This is a genomic window from Streptosporangium sp. NBC_01810, from assembly GCF_035917355.1.
Taxonomy (GTDB): domain Bacteria; phylum Actinomycetota; class Actinomycetes; order Streptosporangiales; family Streptosporangiaceae; genus Streptosporangium.
In genome coordinates this window covers 15,875-37,547 of the sequence record NZ_CP109070.1, presented here as the reverse complement: position 1 = coordinate 37,547, position 21,673 = coordinate 15,875, and the positions used below count along the sequence as shown (strand labels likewise).

The window sequence follows — 21,673 nt, the reverse complement described above, 5'->3', positions numbered from 1 at the left end:
TGAGGAGGGAGCCGGTGTACTGCGGTGACCGGCGGCAACGCGGACGAGGCACCGTCTGACCGACCGCGGTAGGCGACAAGGGGCTATTCCTGGTCCCCGTAGAGGGCGTGCGTCGTCGGCGGAGACAGGAGCGTGACCAGTCCGATCACTACCAGGGTGATCAGCGATATGCCGATCACCAGCTGGTCGGACTGGATCAGCGTGACCGAGACCGGGATGGCGAAGATCTGCGTCAGCACGCCCGGGCTCCGGGCCCATCGCTCGGCCTGGATCATGCCCCAGCCGACCCAGAGCAGAGCCGCGCCGATGATGATCCCGAACACCGCGACGGCGATCGAGGTCATCAGGTCGGACGGCCGGCCGATCACCGTCTCCACGCCGACGTAACCGCCGAGGAGCAGAGCGGTGGCGCCTTCCACCGCCATGACGGCGGCGGCGACGGTGAGAGTCATCGGACGGTTCGACACGGGGCCAACCCTATCGCCGGGTGGTGCCGCACCGTTCTTCGCCACCTCGGCTCAGGTTTCGGCGGAAGGTCAGGTTTCGGCGGAATCCTGGATTCCGGCGGATACGCTGAGATTATGCGCGCGATGCTCCTGGTGAATCCGAAGGCGACGACGACCAACCAGCGGACCAGGGACGTGCTCATCAGGGCGCTGAGCGCGACGATGAACCTGACCGTCGAGGAGACCCGCTACCGGGGGCACGCGACGCAGCTCTCCCGCAAGGCCCACGCCTCCGGTTACGACGTGCTGGCCGTGCTCGGCGGTGACGGCACCATCAACGAGGCGGTGAACGGGCTGCTCGATCCGGTGGACGGAAAGGGCGGCGACGAGGGCAGCGCGGTCGATCGGCCGGCGCTGCTGGCCATCCCCGGTGGCAGTGCCAACGTCTTCGTCAGGGCTCTTGGCCTGCCGAGCAGCCCGGTCGAGTCGGTGGGGGCGATCCTGGAGGCGATCCGTGACGGCCGGCAGCGGATCGTTGGCCTCGGCCAGGCGATCTGGGATGACCAGAGTAGATATTTCACGTTCTGTAGTGGCCTGGGGTACGACGCCGAGGTGATCAGGGCGGTCGAGGGGATACGGGGCACCGGTCGCAAGGCCACGCCCGCGCGCTACGTGAACACCGCGTTACACCACTACCTGTCGACGGACAAGCGTCACCCCTCGATGACCGTCGAGGGCCCGGAGGTGCCGCCGACCGGCGGCATCTACATAGCCGTCGTCTCCAACACCTCACCCTGGACGTACATCGGCCCGCGGCCGGTCTCACCGACCCCGTGGGCGAGCTTCGAGACCGGCCTTGACCTGCTGGGTCTACAGCGCCTGGGCCTGCCGGCCATGCTCCAGCTGATACCCCAGATCATCGGTGCCCGCGACACTCTTCCCACCGGTCGTCACCTGGTGCAGCTCCACGACGAGAAAGAGTTCACGCTGAGTGCCAGGCGGCCCGTGGCGTTTCAGCTGGACGGGGACTACCTGGGGGAGGTTGAGCGAATAACATTCCATTCTATCCCCAATGCGTTACGAGTAGTGGTCTAGCCCGTTACGTGCCGTCATCATGTGACGCATCCGACATCCATTTCAGGCAAAACGTTCTCCCAAACCTCTTGCGTGTACTGAGCGTGGCTGACAATCTCGAGATTGACGTCGGAACGTAGGACCTTTGAGCGGCACCCCGCTCCCAGGCCATCGGCGATCAAGCGGACATGCCCCGACCCGAACCACGGATCGGGGAATCGTTCGCGCTGATTAGTGAAACTCTTCACAAAGTGAACCGCTGGAGCACGTAAGGGCTCCTCTTTACTAAGGAGTGGACGCATGGACTGGCGCCACCGAGCTGCCTGCCGTGACGTGGACCCCGAGCTGTTCTTCCCGATCGGCAACACCGGCCCCGCCCTGATGCAGATCGAAGAAGCGAAGCAGGTCTGTCGTACGTGCACCATCAGTGAAGCATGCCTGAAGTGGGCGCTGGAGTCCGGGCAGGACGCCGGTGTCTGGGGCGGCCTGAGCGAGGACGAGCGACGCGCCTTCAAGCGCCGTACGGCCCGAGCTCGCGCCCGCACGAACGCCTGAGCTGCGTCGACTGCGACGCCACGCGTCGCGGTGAGACCGCTCAGCCCCAATCCCTTCCGCTCGCCGAGCGGGGTCGCTCGTTCCTCCCGCCCCGCTCTCCTCAGTCCAGTCCCCAGCGCGGCCTGAGTGAAGGTCTTGATGTGATGCGTTTCCTCTGCCCCGTCGCTTAGGCCGCGGGGAGAGGAATGCTCAGGCTTACCTCGGTGCCACCACCCTGGCGCGGTTCGATGGCCAGCCGCCCGGACAGCTCGCTCACCACCAGTGTCCGCACGATCTGCAGGCCCAGACTGGTGGTCTGGTCGAGGTCGAAGTCCTCTGGCAGCCCGCTGCCGTTGTCGGACACGATCACGTCCAGCCGCTCGGCCCCCCGTGACACGATCACCTGGAGCTTACCCTGACGCTGCGCCAGCCCGTGCTGGACCGCGTTCTGCAGCAACTCCGTGAGGACCATTGCCAGCGGCGTCGCGATCTCCGAGCGTAGCACCCCGAAGGTCCCGATTCGGCGCGGCACGACCTGCGTCTCCGGGGCAGCGACCTCTCCCGTCATCGCGATCACCCTATCGGCGATGTCGTCGAAGTCGACCTGTTCCTCGGGCGTATGAGAGAGCGTCTCGTGCACGATCGCGATCGACCCGACCCTGCGCACCGCCTCCTCCAGCGCCTCCCTGCCCTCCGGCAGTTGCAGCCGTCTGGCCTGGAGCCGAAGCAGCGCGGCCACCGTCTGCAGGTTGTTCTTCACCCGATGGTGGATCTCCCGGATGGTGGCGTCCTTGGTCATCAGCTCTCGCTCGCGGCGGCGCAGCTCGGTCACATCCCTGATGAGCACCAGCGCGCCGATCCTCCCGCCACCGACGATCAGCGGGATCGCCCGCAGTTGCACGACGGTGCCGCCCGACTCCACCTCCGTCTCCCTGGGCTCTCGCCCGCTCGCGACGATCATCAGGTTCTCGTTGATGGGCTCGTCGGAGTAACAGAGCGTGGCGGTCGTACGGCCCAGCTCCGCGCCGACCAGGTCGGCGGTGAGACCCAGCCGCCGGTAGGCGGACAGCGCGTTCGGTGAGGCGTACGTGACCCGGCCCGCCCGGTCAAGCCGGAGCAGCCCGTCGCCCACCCGCGGCGAGCGGACCAGGATCGGCTCGGCGCCGGAGAACGGGAAGCGGCCCTCGGCCACCATCTGGGCCAGGTCCGAGGCGCTCTGCAGGTACGTCAGCTCCAGCCTGGAGGGAGTCCGCGCGGAGGACAGGTTCGTCGAGCGCTGAATGATGCCCAGGAAGTGGTCGGCCCGCCGTACGGGAATGGTCTCCTCACGGACCGGCACCCCGCTCGACCAGTCCGGATCGCCCTCACGGCAGATACGTCGCTCGTTCCAGGCGATCTCCAGAAGCGGCCGTTCCCCCCTCGCCGCCGTCATGCCCACGATGTCGTCGTGATAGACGGTCGGCCCCGTGGTGGGCCGCATCTGCGCGATCGCGATCCAGCCGGAGCCGTCCTTCAGCGGGATCCACAGGATCAGGTCGGCAAAGGACAGGTCCGCGATGAGCTGCCAGTCGGAGACCAGCGAGTGCATCCACTCAAGGTCCGCATCGTCTAGCGCGGTGTGACGGACCGCCAGGTCGCTTAGAGTCGGCACCCGTGCATCATGCGTTCTTTCCAGGCCCGAACGCGAATCGGGTGAGTCCTGCTGAAAAGATGCCGCTTATGGAGCAGATTCCTGATCCGCTGATCCGGTTCCGTGCGGCAGCGGCCACGAGGGAGGCCGCGGGGCTGCGGCGGACCCTGCGCGCCCGCACGCCGGACGACGACGGCCTCATCGATCTGGCCTCCAACGACTACCTCGGCCTGGCCAGGGACGAGCGGCTGGCCGAGGCGGCCGTGGCGGCGACACGCATCTGGGGCACGGGCTCCACGGGTTCCCGCCTGGTCACCGGCTCCACTGCCCTGCACGCGCGCCTGGAGGCGCGCCTGTGCGCCTTCACCGGCGCGGAGGGCGCCCTGGTGTTCTCCTCCGGCTACCTGGCCAACCTGGCCGCCGTCGCGGCCCTGGGCAGGGATGCCCTGGTGGTCTCCGAGACGGGCAACCACGCGTCGATAGTGGACGCCTGCCGGCTGTCGCGCTCGCGGGTCGTGGTCACCCCGCACAAGGACGTCACGGCCGTGGAGAAGGCACTGGCCGACCGGGACGAGGCGCACGCGATCGTGGTCACGGACGCGGTCTTCTCCGTGGACGGCGATCTGGCCCCGCTCGCGGAGCTGCACGCGGCGACGGTACGGCAGGGTGCGCTGCTGGTCGTCGACGAGGCCCACTCGATCGGGGTCGTCGGGCCCCGCGGACAGGGCGCCGTGCACGCCGCGGGGCTGGCGGCCGAGCCGAACATTGTGAGAACGATCACATTGTCCAAGTCCCTGGGGTCCCAGGGGGGAGCCGTACTGGGCGCGCCCGAGGTGATCCAAACCCTTGTGGACACGGGCCGGTCGTTCATCTTCGACACCGGACTGGCGCCCGGCAGCGTGGCCGCGGCACTCGCCGCTGTCGATATCCTTCACCATCAGCCCGAACTGCCCGGACGCGTGCGAACCATGGCGAGGGAGCTGGCCGCTGTGGCCCGCGATCTCGGCCTGGAGAGCGGCGATCCAGCGGGTGCGGTCGTCCCCGTCGTGCTCGGCCCACCCGAGATCGCACTTCGGGCCGCCCTCATCTGTGTGGAACACGGGGTGCGCGTCGGATGCTTCCGGCCGCCCTCGGTACCGGTCGGCCGCTCTTGCCTGCGGTTGACGGCACGGGCCAATCTGAGTTCCGACGATCTAGCGGTGATCAGGGGTGCACTCACCGCCGTGGCCGAGATGAAGGTGACCATGTGAGCGACGACTCCCCAAGAATCCCGAAATATTACGACGTCAAGCGCAGCCTGCTCACCCTCACCAAGAGCCTGCCCGCGGGCAGCGCTCTGCCCCCCGAGCGAGCCCTCGCGGTCCGTTTCGAGACGTCGCGCACCACGGTGCGCCAGGCCCTGTCCGAGCTCGTGGTCGAGGGCCGCCTGGTGCGCATCCAGGGCAAGGGGACGTTCGTCGCACAGCCCAAGGTCGCCCAGGTCCTCCAGCTGACCTCCTACACCGGGGACCTGCGGACCGTCGGCCTCGAACCCGACACCAAGATCCTTGACATCAGCTACGTCACCGCCGATGAGCCGCTGGCCCGCCGCCTGGCCATCAACGCCGGCGGCCGCGTGCTGCGCATCCACCGGCTGCGCCTGGCCAGCGGAGAGCCGATGTCGATCGACACCACCCACCTGTCGGCCCGGCGCTTCCCCCGCCTGCGGCGGGAGCTGGAGGTGCACTCCTCGCTGTACGAGACGCTGTACAACGCGTACAACGTGCGGCTGACCGACGCCGAGGAGATCATCGAGACCGTGCTGGCCACCCCGTACGACGCGCAGGTGCTCGGCGTCGACGCGGGCCTGCCGCTGCTCCTGCTCACCAGGCACGCCTTCGACGCGGACGGTAACCCGGTCGAGTGGGCCCAGTCCCTGTACCGGGGCGACCGCTACAAGTTCGTCACCCGCCTGCGCCGCCCCTGACCCACCTAAGGTGGGACGGGTGAGCATTCTCGTGGTCACCGGGACCGACACCGGGGTGGGAAAGACCGTCGTCACCGCGGCGGTGGCCTCGCTCGCCAGGGAGCGGGGCTCCTCCGTGGCCGTGGTGAAGCCCGCGCAGACCGGGGTCTCCGGTGCCGAGCCCGGTGACATGGAAGACGTCATCCGGCTGTCCGGGGTGCGGACGACCTTCGAGGTGGCCAGGTATCCCGCCGCGCTGTCCCCCGCTGCGGCGGCGCGCCTGGCCGGCCTGCCGCCGGTCTCCCTCTCGCTGGTGGCGGACCGGATCAGGGAGCTGGCCGGCTCGCACCGGCTGGTGATCGTCGAGGGGGCGGGCGGGCTGCTCGTCCGCTTCGACGAGGAGGGGGCGACCCTGGCCGATCTGGCCAGGACGCTCTCGGCGCCGGTGCTCCTGGTGACCAGAGCCGGGCTGGGTACGCTCAACCACACCGCGCTGACGCTGGAGGCGATGGCCCACCGAGGGCTGGAGCCGGCCGGGGTGGTGATCGGCTCCTGGCCGGCCGAGCCCGGCCCCGCCGAGCGGAGCAACGTCGCGGACCTGGAGATGCTGGCCGCCCGGCCACTGGCGGGCGCCATGCCCGAGGGAGCCGGGCGGCTGGAGCGGGGCTCCTTCGCCCGCGCCGCCCACCTGGGGCTGGGGCCGCCTCTGGGCGGTGGCTTCGACCCCGCCGCCTTCCGCACCACCCTTAGGCTTTCCCCGTAGCCACGGCCGCGGATCAGAACCGTTCGACGCCCTCCCCCGGTGGAAGCCGGGAATCCCCCATCTTCCCGGAGTCGGCACCCGGGATCTCCAACACCGGAGGTATTTGATGAGCGACATCCTTGAAATCGCCCGGACGCAGGTCCTGCAGGAGGGCCGCGGTCTCGACGCCGCACAGGCCCTGCGCTGCCTGGAGCTGCCGGATGACCGCCTGGCCGAGCTGCTGGCCCTGGCCCACGAGGTGCGGATGAAGTGGTGCGGTCCCGAGGTGGAGGTCGAGGGGATCGTCTCCCTCAAGACCGGCGGCTGCCCCGAGGACTGCCACTTCTGCTCACAATCGGGGCAGTTCTCCTCACCGGTCCGCGCCGTCTGGCTGGACATCCCCTCACTGGTCGAGGCCGCCAGGGAGACCGCCGCGACCGGGGCCACCGAGTTCTGCATCGTGGCCGCCGTGAGAGGACCCGACCAGCGCCTGATGGACCAGGTCCGCCAGGGCGTGAAGGCGATCCGTGAGGCGGTCGACATCAACGTCGCGTGCTCGCTGGGCATGCTCACCCAGGCGCAGGTCGACGAGCTGGCCGAGATGGGCGTGCACCGCTACAACCACAACCTGGAGACCGCGAGGTCGCACTTCGGGAAGGTCGTCACCACCCACACCTGGGAGGAGCGCTGGGACACCTGCCTGATGGTGCGCGAGGCCGGTATGGAACTGTGCTGCGGCGGCATCGTGGGCATGGGCGAGACGCGAGAGCAGCGGGCCGAGTTCGCCGGGCAACTCGGCGAGCTGGCACCCGACGAGGTTCCGCTGAACTTCCTCAACCCGCGCCCCGGCACGCCCTTCGAGTCCTTCCCGCTGCTGGAGGGGGCCGAGGCACTCCGGACGATCGCCACCTTCAGGCTCGCGCTACCCCGCACGATCCTGCGTTACGCGGGCGGCCGCGAGCTGACTCTGGGCGACCTGGGCACCCGCGACGGCATGCTCGGCGGCATCAACGCGATCATCGTGGGGAACTACCTGACCACCCTGGGCCGCACGGCCGAGGCCGACCTCGGCCTGCTGGCGGACCTGAAGATGCCCATCAAGGCGCTCTCCGACACTCTCTGAGCCTCCCGCCGACGAAGCCGGTCGCCTGTTTCCCGCCAGATGCCGTATGTGCCACCCGCATCAGGCGAGGGGATCCGGGCAGGGAGAACAATCCGTGTTCGGCTAAGTGACTGACTGGTAGGTTGCGCGATATGGAGTCTCCGAAGCACGCAGGTGACATCGCGGTCGCCGTCTCCAAGGCATACGGCATCGAGACCATGTTCACCCTGTCGGGTGGGCATGTCTTCCCGCTCTACGACGGGGCTGTCCACGAGGGGATGTCCATCCTCGACGTCCGCCACGAGCAAAGTGCCGTCTTCGCCGCCGAGGCGACCGCGCGGCTTACCCGCAAACCCGGACTGGCCGTGCTCACCGCGGGGCCCGGCATCACCAACGGCGTCAGCGGGGTGGCCACCGCGCACTTCAACGGGTCCCCCGTCGTGGTCATGGGAGGCCGGGCCCCGCAGTCTCGGTGGGGGTCGGGCGCGCTGCAGGAGATCGACCACCCACCGCTGTTCGCGCCGATCACCAAGCTGGCCTTCACCGGCTCGGGCCCCGACTCCGTCGCGCAGGACGTGGAGATGGCCTTCCGTACCGCCCTCGCCCCGCACCGCGGCCCCGTGTTCCTCGACTTCCACATGGACCACCTCTTCTCGGCCGCACCCCCGCTCGAAGGGGCCCCCGAGACGCTGACCCCGTCGCCACTGGAGCCCGACCCCGACGCGCTGGCCGCGATCGCCCGTCTGATCGCCGAGGCCCGGCGCCCGGTGCTGGTGCTCGGCTCCGACGTGTGGATGGACCGCGCCGAGGAGGTCGCCAGGAGCTTCGCCGAGGAGTACCGCCTGCCGGTCATCCCCAACGGCCAGGGCCGCGGCGTCCTGCCCACCGGCCACGAACTGCTGGTCACCCGGGCCAGGGGAATGGCGTTCTCCCAGGCCGACCTGGTGATCGTGGCCGGCACCCCGATCGACTTCCGCCTCGGCTACGGCTGGTTCGGTGGCAAGGACGGCACCCCGCTCGCCAAGGTCGTGCACCTGGCCGACACGCCGTCGCAGCTGACCACGCACATGGACCCCGTCGGCGCCGCCGCCGGTGACCTCTCGCTGCTCTTCTGGGGGCTCGGCATGGCCTGTGCCGAAGCGGGCGTGTCTCCCAAGGCCTACGCACCCTGGGTGACCCGGCTCTCCGAGGCGGCCTCGGCCGCCGTCGCCGCCGACACCGCCCTGCTGGAGTCCGCGGCCGACCCGATCCACCCGATGCGGATCTACGGCGAGCTGGGCAAGGTCCTCGCCGACGACGCCGTGGTGATCGGTGACGGCGGCGACTTCGTCTCGTACGCGGGCAAGTACGTCGAGCCGAGGCAGCCGGGAAACTGGCTCGACCCGGGTCCGTACGGCTGCCTGGGCACGGGCCTGGGTTACGCCATCGCCGCCCGGGTGGCCCGCCCCTCCTCGCAGGTGGTGCTGCTGCTCGGCGACGGCGCGGCCGGCTTCTCGCTGATGGACGTCGACACGCTCGTGCGGCACCGCCTGCCGGTCGTGATGATCTGCGGCAACAACGGCATGTGGGGTCTGGAGAAGCACCCCATGCAGATGCTCTACGGCTATGACGTGGCCGCGGACCTCCAGCCGCAGTGCCGCTACGACCAGGTGGTGACCGCCCTCGGCGGCGGCGGCGAGCTCGTCACCGACCCCTCGCAGATCGGCCCGGCCCTGCGCCGCGCGTTCGACTCCGGTGTGCCCTACATGGTCAACATCGCCACCGACCCCTCGGTGGCCTACCCCCGCCAGACCACGGGCATCTAGAGACGCCCCGCGCCCCGGTCCCGCGTGCGGGACCGGGGCGGCTACCTCGCGAGCCTAGGGTTTGGGGGTCGGCGTGGGGGTCGGCGTGGGCGGGCAGTCGACGTTGACGGCGATGATCTCCACCGGCTTGGCCGGATCCCACATCGTGCCCGCGCCGGGGCGTGACTCGACCACCCCGACGCACCGGGAGTGGTCGACGTCGGCACTGTAGGAGAGCTTCACCTTGAAGCCCGCCTGCTTGAGCGTCGCGCTCGCGGCCCCCGGCGTCATCCCGACGGTGGCCGGAACGCTCTTCTTCGGCAGCGAAGTGGGGGTGGGAGTGGGAGTCGGGGTGGGAGTCGGGGTGGGGGTCCGCGACTTCGTGGCCGTCGGGGTGGGGGACGACGGCCTGTCGCCCTGGGTTTCCGTCGGCGTGGGCCGCTCGTCCGGGGTCAGGCGGGTCACCGTAGGAGTGGGGGTCCGCGACTTGCGGTTCCCCTGCTTCTGCGGCGTCGGCGACGTGCTGACGGTGGGCACCGTTTGCCCCCCCATGAGGTCGGGGTCAGGGACCGAGCCTGAGGCCGCCAGCCCGTTGATCGCCACCGTGACGAGGCCGACGCATATCGCGCCCGCCGCCACCGACGCCGCGATCACCCCTCCCTTGCGCCTCTGCTTCGGCGCGGCGCGGCGACCGCGGTGCTGCGAGACCGTCTCGGTGACCGGCCCCACCCCGTGCGCCGACGTGGTGGGGTGCTGCACCGCGTCCTGCCAGCCGCCCGTCTGCGGCATGGCCGGCCCCTGGCCCTGCCAACCGGTCTGTCCCTGCGGCCCCTGCTGGGGTGCCTGCACCTGCCATCCGGTCTCCGGGACGTTCCCTGCCTGCGGCGACAGCGCGGTGGCATCCTCCGAGCCGAAGGCCGCCTGCCTGGCGGCGGCGCTCATGGCGGCGGCACTGGGGAAGCGCCGGGCCGGATCCTTGGCGAGGGAGCGCTCCACAAGCGCCCGGACCGCGGGCGGGACGTCCGGCGGCAGCGGCGGCGGCGCCTCGCGGATGTGCTTGAGCGCGATGGTGACCGGCGTGTCACCGTCGAACGGGCGCTGCCCGGCCAGACACTCGTACGCCACCACGCCCAGCGCGTAGATGTCCACGGCGGGCGTGACGGGTGCGCCCTCCGCCTGCTCCGGCGCGCAGTAGGCGGCGGTGCCGAGCACCATGCCCGCGTCCGTCAGCCGGCTGGCGGTGTCGGATCTGGCGATGCCGAAGTCGGTGAGCACCAGGGTGCCGTCCGACCGCACCAGCAGGTTGCCCGGCTTGATGTCCCGATGGACGATGCCCTGGTCGTGGACCGCCTGCAGCGCCGAGGCCGCCTGGGAGATGAGGTCCATCGCGGCCCCGGGGGCGATGCGTCGCAGCCGCCCGAGCAGGCGGTCGAGCGGCTCGCCGTCGACGAACTTCATCACCAGGTACGCCGTAGCCCCCGCGCCGGGTACCTCGTGAACCCCGTAGTCGTACACGTCGACGACCCCGGGATGGTTGATCGTCGCCATCGCCCTGGCCTCGCCCTGGAAGCGAACCAGGAAGCCCGGATCGTCGGTACGGCCCGGGAGCAGCACCTTGACGGCGACGGTGCGGGCCAGGACCATGTCCTCGCCCTTCCACACCTCGCCCATACCACCGGCGCCGATGCGGGTGTTTAGGCGATACCGCCCCGCCAGCGTCGTGCCTTGGGCCACCATGACTCCCCCGTAACCCTCTCCACTCCTACCCCAGAGCTCTCCAACAAAGCGGATTCGCATCGCGGCACCATCACGGCGCTGTAACGAAACCCTGCATGCCGTATAGCTCGCAAAAAAGACGCGTGCCGTAGCATCGCACAAAATCCGGCACTTTTGGCGTACTTATACACCTTGCAGGCCTCTGCGTCCGGGGCGACCCGGGAGGCAGGCTCGAAACAGCCAACCCGGATGTCACGACGGCAACCCGCGACACATCAGCAAAGCGTGTAAACCCTACAAGACTACGCAGATAAGGCGTAAGCCGGGGCGAAAGCAGCTCATATCCACCGAACCACATTCGAGGGAAAAGCCCGGCGCACCGTACTCACCGTCAGCCGCTCGTCACACCGTGCTCGGCACAGCGCGCGGACCAGCCACCGGGGGTCACCTGCACCACCATCCGGCGGCGGCAGCGGGCACAGTAACGGGGCGGCTCCATCACGCGAGCGGCCCGGCACCCGGCGTGGTCGGCCTCGCCCTCCGGGCGGCCACAGTGGTCACAGTACGGGGTCACAAGACCAGACCCTATGCTGGCGCGCATGACGCTCGCTCCCGGTCTGCAGGCACGGCTTCTCATCATGGTGGAGAGAGAGGACACCGCGGCGAAGGTCGGCAGCGGGGACGTCCCCGTGCTGGCCACCCCTCGCGTGCTGGCCCTCGCGGAACAGGCGACCCTCCAGGCGGTCGCGGGAGCTCTGGCCCCCGGCCAGACCTCCGTGGGCACACGGGTCTCCCTGGAGCACCTGGCGGCCAGCCCGGTAGGCGCACACGTCGAGGTCGCCGTCGAACTCACCGAGGTCGACGGCCGCCGCCTGGTCTTCGGCTTCACCGCCCGCGACCGGGAGGCCCTCGTCGCGAGCGGAACGATCGAGCGCGTCGTCGTCGACCGCGAGCGCTTCCTCGCGCGCCTCACCCCCGGAGGGGGAACTACTCGATGACGGCGATCAGGTCGCCCTCCTGGATGACGTCACCCTCGGCGACCTGCAACTTGGCGATCACGCCGCTGTCCTCAGTGAGGACGGGGATCTCCATCTTCATCGACTCAAGAATGAGCAGGGTGTCGCCGTCCTCGACGGTGTCACCCTCGGCCACGAGGATCTTCCAGACATTCGCCACCATCTCAGCGCGGATCTCAGCCACCGGAAACTCCCATCATTCAACGTTCTCCAACTGTGCCAGACAGAGCTGATCATGCTCGCATACGAGATACCAGCCCTGTGCCGTACTTTCCATCGAGGAACTCCGGCCGTTCCAGCGGCTCCAGGCAGAACGACAGGTTTGTTCTTCGGACCTCCCCCAGAAGCTTGCCACGGCCTCCCGGGCGCGCTCCAGACCCTCCTGCCACACTCCAGACCCTCCTGCACACTCCAAGACCCTCCTGTACGCTCAAGAGCTCAAGAGCCTCCCGGGCGCGCTCCAGAGCGCGGAACCGTTCGCCCGAAACCACCGATCGCGGCACGCGATCTGCAGGAACCCCGTAAGGGTGAGCGGACGGAAACCTCCGGGAATCGGCGTGTACCTGTAGGGGAAGCCTAAAGCCGATGGATCGGGGCCAGCCTGTCGATCACTCTGGCCATCGCCTCGACGACCGTCGGATCGTACTCCCTGCCCGCGCCGAGACGGAGCCGCTCCAGCGCGGCACCGGCCCGGTCACGGTCGCTGGAACCACCTACCAGATCGTCGTAGGCGTTGGCCGCCTTGATGATGTGGCTGGCCGTGGGCGGCATCTCGGCGCAGGTGTCACACTGACGACGGACGATCTCGGCCACCCGGTCCAGCACCCCGGTCTGCCTGATCACCTCCGCACCCAGCTCTGCGATGCGCCGTGCCTGCTCGGGATCGGTGAGGACCGTGGCACCACCGGGAATCGGGTCGCGCAGCGACAGCTGACCGATGTCGTGCATGAGCGCGGCGTATTCGAGTTCCAGCAGCTCGGGCTCGGCCGTGCCGAGCTCCCGCCCGACCGCCACCGCCAGGCGGCTCACCCGGCGGGAGTGCCCCGGCTCGACGTAGCCACCGACCTCGGTGACCCGCGACAGCGCGCGTACGGTCTGCAGGTAGGTGGCCCTGATCCCGGCATACTTGCGGAAGGCGACCTGGGTGACCAGTAGCGGTGCCGCGAAGACCAGCAGCGCGGCCATGTCCATGCTGTGTGAGGCGAGCGCGAGCAGGATGCCCGAGGCCGCGACGGCGGCCCCCAGCGGCGCGGCCATCCACAGCTCGTCGTGAACGGCCACCTTGAAGGCGGCACGCACCTGCTCGGCCCGGAGCATGGCGGCCAGCAGCACGTCGGCCACCACCATGAGCAGGATGAACAGGGCCATCACGCCGAGTGCGGGCCACCAGCCACTCTCATCGTCTCTGGCCAGGTCGAACAGTGGCCCGGCCAGCGGCCGGTAGGCCAGCGCGAGCAGGGCACCGGTGAGCAGCCTGCGCGCCATCGCGTCCAGGCGGGGCGGGCGGCCCACCGCGAGATGCGGCAGTGCCCCGGCGACCATGCCGACCGAGAGCACCGCGACGACCTGAAGCGCCGAGTGCCGGGTGGGAACGCCGCCCATGTCCAGCAGGAGCGTGTAACCGAGCGCGGCCGCCGCGCCGATCGGCGCCACCTCCCTGTTGCCGGGCATGGTCAGCCTGGCCAGTTCCCCTGCCGCGATCAACGCGCCGAAGGCGACGGCGATCTGGGGATCGAGCAACCCTGTCGCGGCCGTGTGGGCCACCCCGGCCACCGCCAGGAGGCCCGCCGCGCAGATCAGCAGAAGCTGGCCCGAGTCGAGCGTCTGGAAAGCCCGGTTGACCCCGGAGCCGTTCATCGCTCGGACACCACCTGAATGGGCATGGTCGGGTCGTCGTGGTCCTTCGTGGTGGTCTCCGCCACGTCGGCCGGGGGTGTGACGACGGTGCGCGGCGGCTCCCAGCCGTCACGGTCGACCGCCCTGATGAACGCGACGACCATCACCGGGTCGAACTGGGTGCCGGCCCCCTTGCGCAACTCGGTCATGGCCACCTCGCGCGGGCGGGCGTTGCGGTAGGAACGGTCCGAGGTCATCGAGTCGAAGGCGTCGGCCACCGCGATGATCCTGGCGAACTCGGGGATCTCGTCCCCCGCCAGCCCCATCGGGTAGCCCTTGCCGTCCTGCCGCTCGTGGTGGTGCATGATCCCGGCGAACGCCTCGTCCAGAAAGTCGATGCCGCGCACGATCTCCAGCCCGCGCATCGGGTGGAGCTGGATGGCCGCGAACTCCTCCTCGCTGAGCGGGCCGTCCTTCTGCAGCACCTTGGTCGGCACGCCCAGCTTGCCCACGTCGTGGAGCATTCCGGCGTAGCGGATCGCGCGCAACCGCTCGGACCCCATGCCGATCTCCTCGGCGATCATTCCTGCGGCCAGGGAGACGCGGGTGCAGTGGCCGCGCGTGTAGTAGTCCTTGGTCTCCACCGCCTGGCAGAGCGCGGCGATCGTGGCGTCGTAGGAGCGCTGCTGCGCGAAGTATTGACCGAAGGCCCAGCGAGCCACGAAGAGCGGGAGCAGCACGAGCACCGCGGAGATCGAGCTGACCGTGGCCCACAGCCCCGCGATCAGCAGGCCGAAGGTGGCGTAACCGAAGTAGGAGACCATGAACTGGGCCAGGCCCCGCAGCGGCACCTGATCGGCCTGGCCCGTGAACGTCAGCACGAACGCGATCAGGACGAAGTTGAGGGGCACGAAGACGGCCGCCGCGCCCGCGAACGGCACGATGATCTCGTCGAATCCGGCGACGGTGGGCACCTCGGCCCTGCCGCCGAGCGCCACGTAGACCCGGCCCGCGACGTAGCCACAGATGGCGAACTGGGCGCTGTTGAACAGCCGCTTCACCAGCGGCAGGCCTGGCCGCACGCTGAACATGGCCGTCATGCCGACCAGCGCCGCCCCCTCGGGGCCGAGCAGCACCACCGCGGCGAGCACTGCGGAGAAGCTGACCGACACCGCCGCCTGCTTGACGTTCAGCAGGGTGGGCACCGACTCGCACACCAGGAACAGCAGGGCCAGCACCATGAGGTTGGACCAGTCGAGCCGATCCAGACGACCGTCCGCCGCCACGCTGTATCCGAGCAGCACGAAGGCGGCTCCGATGACAAGGATCAGATAAACCTTGGCAAACCATGGCAGTCCACGCAAAGCGGCCACCCTAGGGTTCCGAAAGGCGCGCGTTCAGGTCCAGGAGATCCCAGGATGGGCCGGGTCGACCATTTCCTTCAACATGCGCTGCCTCCACGTCGATTTCGCACTCAGGCTACAGAAGCGAACCAGATCAGGAGGGCAAGACAGCCAATCACAAGCAAAGCGTAACCGGCCAATCACCGATTGACATCGCGTTTGGCGCCGGGACCGCCGACTTCACCCGGCAGACGGGTCGCCTCCCGGCTGTGGTTCCCACGTTCGAGGCCGCCAGGTCTACTGAGTCGGCCCGGCGTCTCCGTGCAGCGAAGGAGTCACCGGCGCCGGAAAATCCACAGACCCGAGAGGCCGTCGGCCACTCGCACCCCGGCCCCAAGCCCTGAGTGTGCCACGGCGGAGCCCGCCGACAGCCCACGAAACGGGCGCCGGGTACTACAGGCTCGCGTTCCTGGTCCTCGCCCAGTCGACCGTGGCCTTCAGGCCCGCGGCCAGGTCTGTCTGGGGGCGCCAGCCGAGCCCATCGAGGGCGGGGGCCGGATCGACGGCCATGGCCGGTAGATCTCCCAGACGGGCCGGCGCCTCACCCGGCTCGTCGACGGCCCCCGCCGCCGCGGCGACCAGGGAGTGCAGCCTCCGGTCGGTGGTCTCGACTCCGGTGCCCAGGTTGAAGCGGCCGCCGCCCCCCTTGGTGCCACAGGCGCGGGCGAAGCCGTCGACCACGTCGTCGACGAAGATGTAGTCGCGAGTCTGGGTACCGTCGCCGTACACCACCGTGGGGGTGCCGTTGAGCAGCGCGTCCGTGAAGATGGCGACCACCCCCGCCTCGCCGTCGGGCGACTGGCGCGGACCGTAGACGTTGGAGAGCACCAGCGTGGTGTAGTCGATGCCGTGCAGCGCCTTGAACGTGGCCAGGTAGGTCTCCGCGCTGAGCTTGGAGGCCGCGTACGGAGAGCGCGGGTCGGTCGCCGCGGCGCCGGGGACCGGAATGACCGCCGGCCTGCCGTAGACCGCGACCGAGGAGGCGAAGACGACCTTGCGGGTGCCACCGTGGTGGGCGGCCGTCAGGACCGACGCGGTGCCCTCGACGTTGAGCCTGGCGTCGTGTACCGGGTCGGCCACGCTCTTGCGCACGCTGATCTGCGCGGCGAGGTGGCAGACGACCTCGGGTCTCCACTCGGCAGCCAGGCCGATCAGGGCCGGGTCCCGGATGTCCATCACATGCAGGGCGAACAGGGGGCTCTCCGCGGCGCGGACCAGGTTGCCGCGGTCGCCGCCGGACAGGTCGTCCACCACCGCGACCTCGTGCCCGTCGGCCAGCAGCCGGTCAACGAGGGTGGATCCGATGAACCCCGCCCCACCGGTCACGAGTATGCGCATGAGCAACCCCCATCGTCGTGTGACTCCTCCGCTCCACGAGGGGAGTGGCTTCCCGGTTTCCTCGGCCGAGGGAACCGACGGCCAAGCCATGACCGTTTCGAACCCAGGAACCATAACAGGGAAGCGATTCACCCGCCGGGTGAACCCGGCGGCCCTCGCCGGACTCGACGGCCACGACCGTACCGAAATCCCGGGAGGTCGATCAGTAGTCGGGTCGGCCCCCACCAGGAGGCACTCACCTACACCATCACTGTCAGTGGGCGAGTTCGGAGCGTACCTGGTCGATCCGGCTGAGCACCTTGGCCCGCAGGTCTTCCGAGACGTGCTCGCAGCCGCAGTGCTTGGCGACGAGTTGCTTGACGACCTGCTCCAGGCCGTACTCCTCCAGGCAGGGGTGGCACTCGTCCAGGTGCTGGCGGATGTCCGCGCAGTTACTCTCGTCGAGCTCGCCGTCCAGGTAGGTGTAGACCTTGTCCAGGACCTCACGACAGTCGGTGTCGTGGTGCTCGCCACAGCTCATGCGATCACCCCGCCCAGGGGTGAGGAGGCCGCCGGGGCGGGATCGCCGTTCCTGTCTCGCTCGCTCACTTCGCACCTTCCGCGGGAACCAGGCCACGCTCACGGGCGTAGTCCTCAAGTTGGGTCCGCAGCTGGCGACGGCCACGGTGCAGCCGCGACATCACGGTCCCGATGGGGGTCCCCATGATGTCCGCGATCTCCTTGTACGGGAAGCCCTCGACGTCGGCGAGATAGACCGCGATGCGGAACTCCTCGGGAAGCGCTGCCAGCGCGCGCTTCACGTCGGTGTCCGGAAGGTGCTCCAGCGCCTCGACCTCCGCGGACTTCAGCCCGGCCGAGGTGTGCGACTCGGCCCTGGCCAGCTGCCAGTCCTCGATCTCCTCCGCGCCTGACTGCTTGGGCTCCCGCTGCTTCTTGCGGTAACTGTTGATGAAGGTGTTGGTCAGGATTCGGTAAAGCCACGCCTTGAGGTTCGTGCCTTGCTGGAACTGGTGGAAGGACGCGAAGGCCTTGGCGAAGGTCTCCTGAAGAAGGTCCTCGGCGTCCGCGGGGTTCCGGGTCATCCGAAGTGCGGCAGAGTAGAGCTGGTCGAGATAGGGCATGACATCCCGCTCGAACCGTGTGCTCCGCTGCTCCAGAGTCTCCTCGTCTGTCGCAGGGACCGGACCCACCCCCTTAAGATCGCCGGAGTCCTGTTGACGCGGGACACCGTACTGAGCGGAGGATACCCGCTCAACGGGGATGGCCCGATCACCGGGGCGGGTGACGGGTTCGATCAAGGCGAGCATCTGTTTGCCAACCTCCGAAAGGATCGTGCGTTGTCCGCTTGCAACACGCTCGTCCGGCCATCTGTTCCCGCAAGATAGAAGGTGACGAACAACCCGGTACGGGGAAAAGAAGTTACGTACCGGCAGGTAATCAAAAGACCACCGGATCCTCCCGACGCCAGGAGCTGCTTGTGCTGCCCATCCCGGCCGAAGAGCTGAACGGCTCAGGTGCGCTCGGGCCGTACTGGACCTTCTATCACGCGGTCGCGGCCGAGCAACTGGGCCGATGGCTGCCGGAAACCCCCTCCACCGTCCTCGACATGTCCTGCGGCAACGGCCGCTGGGCCGTCCAGGCGGCGAAGGCGGGACACCGGGTGATCGAGGTGGTCGACTTCCGTCGGCCCGCGGACGACCAGCCGCTGCACGACATCTCCAGGGTCAGCCAGGTACGCGCCGACGACCTGCGCTTCCTGCCCGACTGCAGCGTGGACGCCGTGCTCGCCGAGGATCGGGCGATGTCCGTGGAGCTCATGGCCGAGTCCGCGATCGACGATGTCGCCAGGGTTCTGCGTCCCGGCGGCCGGGCGCTGGTCTGCGTCGACTCCCTGGTGCTGGGGATGGCGATCCTCGCCGAGCAGAACTACTGGGCCCACCTGCGCCAGACCGGCGAGGTCATGCTCGTTCCCTGGCCCGACGGCAGCATCACCCGCTGCTTCAGCAGCGCCCAGCTCCGCGAGCTGCTCACCGAGGCGGGCCTGGAGGTCGAATGGGTACGGCCACGCACGGTGCTGTCTCCCTCGACCGTCGACCATGTGCTCGCCTCCGACTCCCGCGCGCTCACCTGGCTGGTCAACACCGAACTGGACACCCACCCCGAAGACGACGACACGGTGGGCATCCACCTGGTCGCCAGCGCCCGCCGGCCCTATTAGCGGTGGTCAGCGTCTGCGGTCGCGTTTGGACTGGCACTGGACGCAGCGGGTGGCCTCGGGGCGCGCCTCCAGCCTGCTCTCCGGGACGGGCATGGCGCAGTCCGCGCAGAGTCCGTAGCACCCCTCGTCCATCCGCCTGAGCGCCTCGATCACCGAGCCTCGGTGCCGGGTGGCCACCTCCAGCAGTGCCCTGTCGCGATCGGAGTCGGTCAACTCGGAACCGGCGTCCGCAGGGGATCTGTCCCGCGCGGCGAGTGAATCCCCGCGAAGGACTCCGATGGAACGGTCGAGTTCGGCGAGCATGCTCTTCAGACGCTCGCGCGCGGTCGCGACATCCACGAATCCGCACCTCCGGGAAACGAGGGCGGCCTGTGAAGGGATCCCCGACTCTCCCGTCAGGCGCAAGGGGGTGAGCTCTGGCGACGGTGATCTCGCACACTCGTCACGAGGCACCGCTTTCCTCAGCGGATGCCCATTTGTCAGAAGTTTCACACCGGATTAACCGGCGTTTTCAGAAGAGCGCCCGTCACGCCGGATTAACTAACGTTTTCAGAAGAGCGCCCGGCGGCGGCCCTCCCCCTGCCTCGCCGGTTCGACGAGCTCGGAGCTGTTGTTGTCGCCCGCCGAGCCGACCGCAGTGGAGATCAGAGAGGCGGCCGGCCGCCGCCCTCCCCTTCCTACATCGGCTTCCTACATCGGCTCGATGAGCTCGGGGCTGTTGTTGCGTACCGAGTTGACCGCGGTGGAGACCGGATAGACCTCCAGCCCCGTGGAGCCCGCAGGGATCAGGAACTCCCGCGCGTCGGGCACTCCCGGGTCGAGCCACTCACTCCACCGGTCGCGCTCGATCAGCATCGGCATCCGGTCGTGTACCGCACCGGCCTCGTCCACGGCATCGGTCGTGATGATCGTACAGGTCACCAGCCAGGAGAGCGGGTCGTCCTCGGCCCGGCCACGGTCCCGCCAGAACTCGTACAGCCCCGCCATGGCCAGCACACCGCCGTCGGCGGGGCGGACGAAGTAGGGCTGCTTCTTCGGTTTGCCCTTGGCGTCCTTCTCGTCGAGCACGACCCACTCGAAATACCCGTCGGCGGGCAGCAGGCATCTGCGCTCCGCGAACGCCTTGCGGTAGGCGGGTTTCTCCGCCACCGTCTCCACCCGTGCGTTGATCATCTTCGAGCCGACGGACGGGTCCTTCGCCCAGGCGGGGACCAGCCCCCAGCGGACCACGCGGAGCTGCCGGACCGGGCGGCCGTCCGGATCGGCCTTCGGCACCCGGCTCATCACCGCGTACACCGGTTTCGTGGGCGCGACGTTGTAGTCGGGCCTGAGTTCTTCGTCGGCAGCCCCATCGAGCTCGACCTGGAACTCCTCCAGCAACTCGTGCTTGTCCCGCGCAGACGCGTATCTCCCGCACATACCTCCACTTTGCCACGCCACAGCACACCGGAAGCCCCCACCGGGAAGTACCCAAGATCTCTCCCCTCAGGGACGCCCTGTGAGGCCGCGCCGTGGACTGGACTGAGGAGAGCCGGGTCTAAGCGGCCGAACCGCGACGCGCAGCGTCGCCGACAACACAGCTAGGCTTTTGGACATGTCCGCTCCGCTGTGGCCCGCACCGACCGCGACCGAACCCGTCCGCGCGACCGTTCCCCTGCCCGGGTCGAAGTCCGTGACCAACCGCGCGCTACTGCTCGCCGCACTGGCCGAGGGACCCGGCACGGTACGGCTGGCGCTGCGCAGCCGTGACGCCGACCTGATGGCGGACGCGCTGCGGGCACTGGGCGCGACGATGACCCCCTCCAACGAGAGCGCCTCCGGCGTCGACTGGGCGATCACGCCCGGCCCCGTCACCGGCGGCGCCCACATCGACGTGGGACTGGCGGGCACGGTCATGCGCTTCGTGCCGCCCATGGCGGCACTGGCCAGGGGTGAAGTGTTCTTCGACGGCGACCCGCACGCGCGCAAGCGCCCGATGGGCCCGATCCTCCGCGCGCTGCGCGCCCTTGGCGCCGAGGTGACAGGTGACGCACTGCCTTTCACCATCAGGGGCCCGCTGACCGGCGGCGAGGTCAGGCTCGACGCGTCGGGCTCCTCGCAGTTCCTCTCCGGCCTGCTGCTGACCGCCGCACGCTTCGAGAAGGGCGTGACGGTACGCCACGACGGCCCGCCGATCCCCTCGCAGCCGCACATCCAGATGACCGTTCAGATGCTGCGCGAGTTCGGCGTCGTGGTGGACGACTCCGAGCCGGACGTCTGGCGGGTCGAGCCCGGCCCCATCGGGGCGAGGGACTTCACGGTGGAGCCCGACCTGTCCAATGCGGCACCGTTCCTGTCCGCCGCCATGGTGACAGGCGGCACGGTCACCATTCCCGACTGGCCCGCGCGGACGACTCAGCCGGGTGACCAGCTGCGCACGCTGCTGGCCGACATGGGCGCCTCGGTGGAGCACACGGCTGAGGGGCTGGCGGTCACCGGTACCGGACGGATCACCGGAATCGAGGCGGACCTGCGCGACGTGGCCGAGCTGACCCCGACGATCGCCGCGCTGGCCGCTCTCGCCGACTCCCCCAGCAGGATCAGCGGTGTCGCCCACATCCGCGGGCACGAGACCGACCGGCTGGCCGCTCTGGTCGCGGAGATCAACGGTCTCGGCGGCGACGCGAACGAGACCGAGGACGGCCTGGAGATCCGGCCCCGACCGCTCACCGGCGGCGTGTTCCACTCCTACGCCGACCACCGGATGGCCACCGCCGGAGCGGTCATCGGACTGGCCGTGCCCGGCGTCGAGGTGGAGGACATCGCCACCACGGGTAAAACCCTCCCCGAGTTCGCCTCCATGTGGGCGGACATGCTGCGCGGCGCGCGGTGAGGGGCGACCGGCCGGCA

General features: G+C 69.3%; 22 protein-coding genes. 10 read left to right on the top strand and 12 right to left on the bottom strand.

What is annotated here, in order from left to right; genetic code table 11:
• Positions 1 to 83 precede the first annotated feature (83 nt).
• Entirely contained in the window at positions 84 to 467 is a 384-nt protein-coding gene (locus OIE13_RS00180) for a hypothetical protein (protein ID WP_326644338.1), read from the bottom strand.
• A gap of 114 nt (positions 468 to 581) precedes the next feature.
• On the opposite strand from OIE13_RS00180, the gene OIE13_RS00175 reads away from it, so the two are divergent.
• Together OIE13_RS00175 and OIE13_RS00170 are read left to right on the top strand one after the other, a co-directional pair.
• Entirely contained in the window at positions 582 to 1,541 is a 960-nt protein-coding gene (locus OIE13_RS00175; protein WP_326829371.1) for a diacylglycerol/lipid kinase family protein, read from the top strand.
• A gap of 279 nt (positions 1,542 to 1,820) precedes the next feature.
• Positions 1,821 to 2,075: a WhiB family transcriptional regulator gene (locus OIE13_RS00170; RefSeq protein ID WP_326644341.1), complete on the top strand. Its 255-nt coding sequence runs from the start codon at positions 1,821 to 1,823 to the stop codon at positions 2,073 to 2,075.
• A 166-nt stretch (positions 2,076 to 2,241) separates the two neighbouring features.
• Here OIE13_RS00170 and OIE13_RS00165 read toward each other — a convergent pair whose 3' ends face one another.
• Positions 2,242 to 3,705, bottom strand: coding sequence for a sensor histidine kinase (locus OIE13_RS00165; RefSeq protein ID WP_326644342.1), 1,464 nt, complete (start codon positions 3,703 to 3,705; stop codon positions 2,242 to 2,244).
• A gap of 68 nt (positions 3,706 to 3,773) precedes the next feature.
• On the opposite strand from OIE13_RS00165, the gene OIE13_RS00160 reads away from it, so the two are divergent.
• From OIE13_RS00160 to OIE13_RS00140, 5 genes are all read left to right on the top strand, one after another.
• On the top strand, positions 3,774 to 4,934 hold the full coding sequence (locus tag OIE13_RS00160; RefSeq protein ID WP_326644344.1) for an 8-amino-7-oxononanoate synthase: 1,161 nt from the start codon (positions 3,774 to 3,776) through the stop codon (positions 4,932 to 4,934).
• The gene (locus OIE13_RS00155; protein ID WP_326644347.1) at positions 4,931 to 5,650 is read left to right on the top strand and encodes a GntR family transcriptional regulator; all 720 of its coding nucleotides are present in this window, start codon (positions 4,931 to 4,933) and stop codon (positions 5,648 to 5,650) included. Before OIE13_RS00160 ends, OIE13_RS00155 begins: the two co-directional genes overlap by 4 nt.
• A gap of 19 nt (positions 5,651 to 5,669) precedes the next feature.
• Complete coding sequence (gene bioD / locus OIE13_RS00150) at positions 5,670 to 6,392, top strand: dethiobiotin synthase (protein WP_326829370.1); 723 nt, start codon at positions 5,670 to 5,672, stop codon at positions 6,390 to 6,392.
• Between the two features lie 106 nt (positions 6,393 to 6,498).
• Positions 6,499 to 7,494, top strand: coding sequence for a biotin synthase BioB (bioB, locus tag OIE13_RS00145; protein ID WP_326644351.1), 996 nt, complete (start codon positions 6,499 to 6,501; stop codon positions 7,492 to 7,494).
• Positions 7,495 to 7,625: 131 nt separating this feature from the next.
• Positions 7,626 to 9,278, top strand: coding sequence for an acetolactate synthase (locus tag OIE13_RS00140; RefSeq protein WP_326829369.1), 1,653 nt, complete (start codon positions 7,626 to 7,628; stop codon positions 9,276 to 9,278).
• Positions 9,279 to 9,332: 54 nt separating this feature from the next.
• Here the strand turns inward: OIE13_RS00140 and OIE13_RS00135 are convergent, their stop codons facing one another.
• Both OIE13_RS00135 and bsaP read right to left on the bottom strand, forming a co-directional pair.
• Positions 9,333 to 10,994: a serine/threonine-protein kinase gene (locus OIE13_RS00135; RefSeq protein ID WP_326644354.1), complete on the bottom strand. Its 1,662-nt coding sequence runs from the start codon at positions 10,992 to 10,994 to the stop codon at positions 9,333 to 9,335.
• A 370-nt stretch (positions 10,995 to 11,364) separates the two neighbouring features.
• Entirely contained in the window at positions 11,365 to 11,574 is a 210-nt protein-coding gene (gene bsaP / locus OIE13_RS00130) for a biotin synthase auxiliary protein BsaP (RefSeq protein WP_326829368.1), read from the bottom strand.
• On the opposite strand from bsaP, the gene OIE13_RS00125 reads away from it, so the two are divergent.
• Positions 11,573 to 11,971 (top strand): thioesterase family protein, encoded by a 399-nt coding sequence (locus OIE13_RS00125; protein ID WP_326829367.1) that lies wholly within the window; start codon positions 11,573 to 11,575, stop codon positions 11,969 to 11,971. The two genes, bsaP and OIE13_RS00125, sit on opposite strands and share 2 nt — an antisense overlap.
• Here OIE13_RS00125 and OIE13_RS00120 read toward each other — a convergent pair.
• The 6 genes from OIE13_RS00120 to OIE13_RS00095 form a co-directional block, all read right to left on the bottom strand.
• Positions 11,961 to 12,173, bottom strand: a complete 213-nt coding sequence (locus tag OIE13_RS00120) for a biotin/lipoyl-binding carrier protein (RefSeq protein ID WP_326644361.1) — start codon at positions 12,171 to 12,173, stop codon at positions 11,961 to 11,963. The two genes, OIE13_RS00125 and OIE13_RS00120, sit on opposite strands and share 11 nt — an antisense overlap.
• A gap of 392 nt (positions 12,174 to 12,565) precedes the next feature.
• A complete protein-coding gene (locus OIE13_RS00115) occupies positions 12,566 to 13,846 on the bottom strand; it encodes an HD-GYP domain-containing protein (protein WP_326644362.1) in 1,281 nt (426 codons plus the stop codon).
• A complete protein-coding gene (locus tag OIE13_RS00110) occupies positions 13,843 to 15,198 on the bottom strand; it encodes an HD-GYP domain-containing protein (RefSeq protein ID WP_326829366.1) in 1,356 nt (451 codons plus the stop codon). The genes OIE13_RS00115 and OIE13_RS00110 overlap by 4 nt, the downstream gene beginning before the upstream one ends.
• Before the next feature lie 423 nt (positions 15,199 to 15,621).
• On the bottom strand, positions 15,622 to 16,566 hold the full coding sequence (locus tag OIE13_RS00105; protein ID WP_326644366.1) for an NAD-dependent epimerase/dehydratase family protein: 945 nt from the start codon (positions 16,564 to 16,566) through the stop codon (positions 15,622 to 15,624).
• Between the two features lie 253 nt (positions 16,567 to 16,819).
• Positions 16,820 to 17,086, bottom strand: coding sequence for a mycothiol system anti-sigma-R factor (rsrA, locus tag OIE13_RS00100; RefSeq protein ID WP_326644368.1), 267 nt, complete (start codon positions 17,084 to 17,086; stop codon positions 16,820 to 16,822).
• 64 nt (positions 17,087 to 17,150) lie between these two features.
• The gene (locus OIE13_RS00095) at positions 17,151 to 17,687 is read right to left on the bottom strand and encodes a sigma-70 family RNA polymerase sigma factor (RefSeq protein WP_245651911.1); all 537 of its coding nucleotides are present in this window, start codon (positions 17,685 to 17,687) and stop codon (positions 17,151 to 17,153) included.
• 356 nt (positions 17,688 to 18,043) lie between these two features.
• Between OIE13_RS00095 and OIE13_RS00090 the strand changes: the two genes are divergently transcribed.
• On the top strand, positions 18,044 to 18,784 hold the full coding sequence (locus OIE13_RS00090; RefSeq protein ID WP_326644371.1) for a class I SAM-dependent methyltransferase: 741 nt from the start codon (positions 18,044 to 18,046) through the stop codon (positions 18,782 to 18,784).
• A gap of 6 nt (positions 18,785 to 18,790) precedes the next feature.
• Here the strand turns inward: OIE13_RS00090 and OIE13_RS00085 are convergent, their stop codons facing one another.
• Positions 18,791 to 19,123 (bottom strand): TraR/DksA C4-type zinc finger protein, encoded by a 333-nt coding sequence (locus OIE13_RS00085; RefSeq protein WP_326644373.1) that lies wholly within the window; start codon positions 19,121 to 19,123, stop codon positions 18,791 to 18,793.
• 351 nt (positions 19,124 to 19,474) lie between these two features.
• Positions 19,475 to 20,203, bottom strand: coding sequence for an SOS response-associated peptidase (locus OIE13_RS00080; RefSeq protein WP_326644375.1), 729 nt, complete (start codon positions 20,201 to 20,203; stop codon positions 19,475 to 19,477).
• Between the two features lie 175 nt (positions 20,204 to 20,378).
• Between OIE13_RS00080 and aroA the strand changes: the two genes are divergently transcribed.
• Positions 20,379 to 21,656, top strand: a complete 1,278-nt coding sequence (aroA, locus tag OIE13_RS00075; RefSeq protein ID WP_326644377.1) for a 3-phosphoshikimate 1-carboxyvinyltransferase — start codon at positions 20,379 to 20,381, stop codon at positions 21,654 to 21,656.
• Positions 21,657 to 21,673: the final 17 nt, after the last annotated feature.

Bases quoted from the DNA above. Each gene is read 5' to 3' on its own strand.
- OIE13_RS00095 (WP_245651911.1), bottom strand. From the start codon at position 17,687: ATGCCCTATCTCGACCAGCTCTACTCTGCCGCACTTCGGATGACCCGG.
- OIE13_RS00170 (WP_326644341.1), top strand. From the start codon at position 1,821: ATGGACTGGCGCCACCGAGCTGCCTGCCGTGACGTGGACCCCGAGCTG.
- OIE13_RS00105 (WP_326644366.1), bottom strand. From the start codon at position 16,566: ATGCGCATACTCGTGACCGGTGGGGCGGGGTTCATCGGATCCACCCTC.
- bsaP (WP_326829368.1), bottom strand. From the start codon at position 11,574: ATGCGCGCCAGCATAGGGTCTGGTCTTGTGACCCCGTACTGTGACCAC.
- OIE13_RS00125 (WP_326829367.1), top strand. From the start codon at position 11,573: ATGACGCTCGCTCCCGGTCTGCAGGCACGGCTTCTCATCATGGTGGAG.
- aroA (WP_326644377.1), top strand. From the start codon at position 20,379: ATGTCCGCTCCGCTGTGGCCCGCACCGACCGCGACCGAACCCGTCCGC.
- OIE13_RS00160 (WP_326644344.1), top strand. From the start codon at position 3,774: ATGGAGCAGATTCCTGATCCGCTGATCCGGTTCCGTGCGGCAGCGGCC.
- OIE13_RS00135 (WP_326644354.1), bottom strand. From the start codon at position 10,994: ATGGTGGCCCAAGGCACGACGCTGGCGGGGCGGTATCGCCTAAACACC.
- OIE13_RS00140 (WP_326829369.1), top strand. From the start codon at position 7,626: ATGGAGTCTCCGAAGCACGCAGGTGACATCGCGGTCGCCGTCTCCAAG.
- OIE13_RS00175 (WP_326829371.1), top strand. From the start codon at position 582: ATGCGCGCGATGCTCCTGGTGAATCCGAAGGCGACGACGACCAACCAG.
- bioB (WP_326644351.1), top strand. From the start codon at position 6,499: ATGAGCGACATCCTTGAAATCGCCCGGACGCAGGTCCTGCAGGAGGGC.
- OIE13_RS00080 (WP_326644375.1), bottom strand. From the start codon at position 20,203: ATGTGCGGGAGATACGCGTCTGCGCGGGACAAGCACGAGTTGCTGGAG.
- rsrA (WP_326644368.1), bottom strand. From the start codon at position 17,086: ATGAGCTGTGGCGAGCACCACGACACCGACTGTCGTGAGGTCCTGGAC.
- OIE13_RS00115 (WP_326644362.1), bottom strand. From the start codon at position 13,846: ATGAACGGCTCCGGGGTCAACCGGGCTTTCCAGACGCTCGACTCGGGC.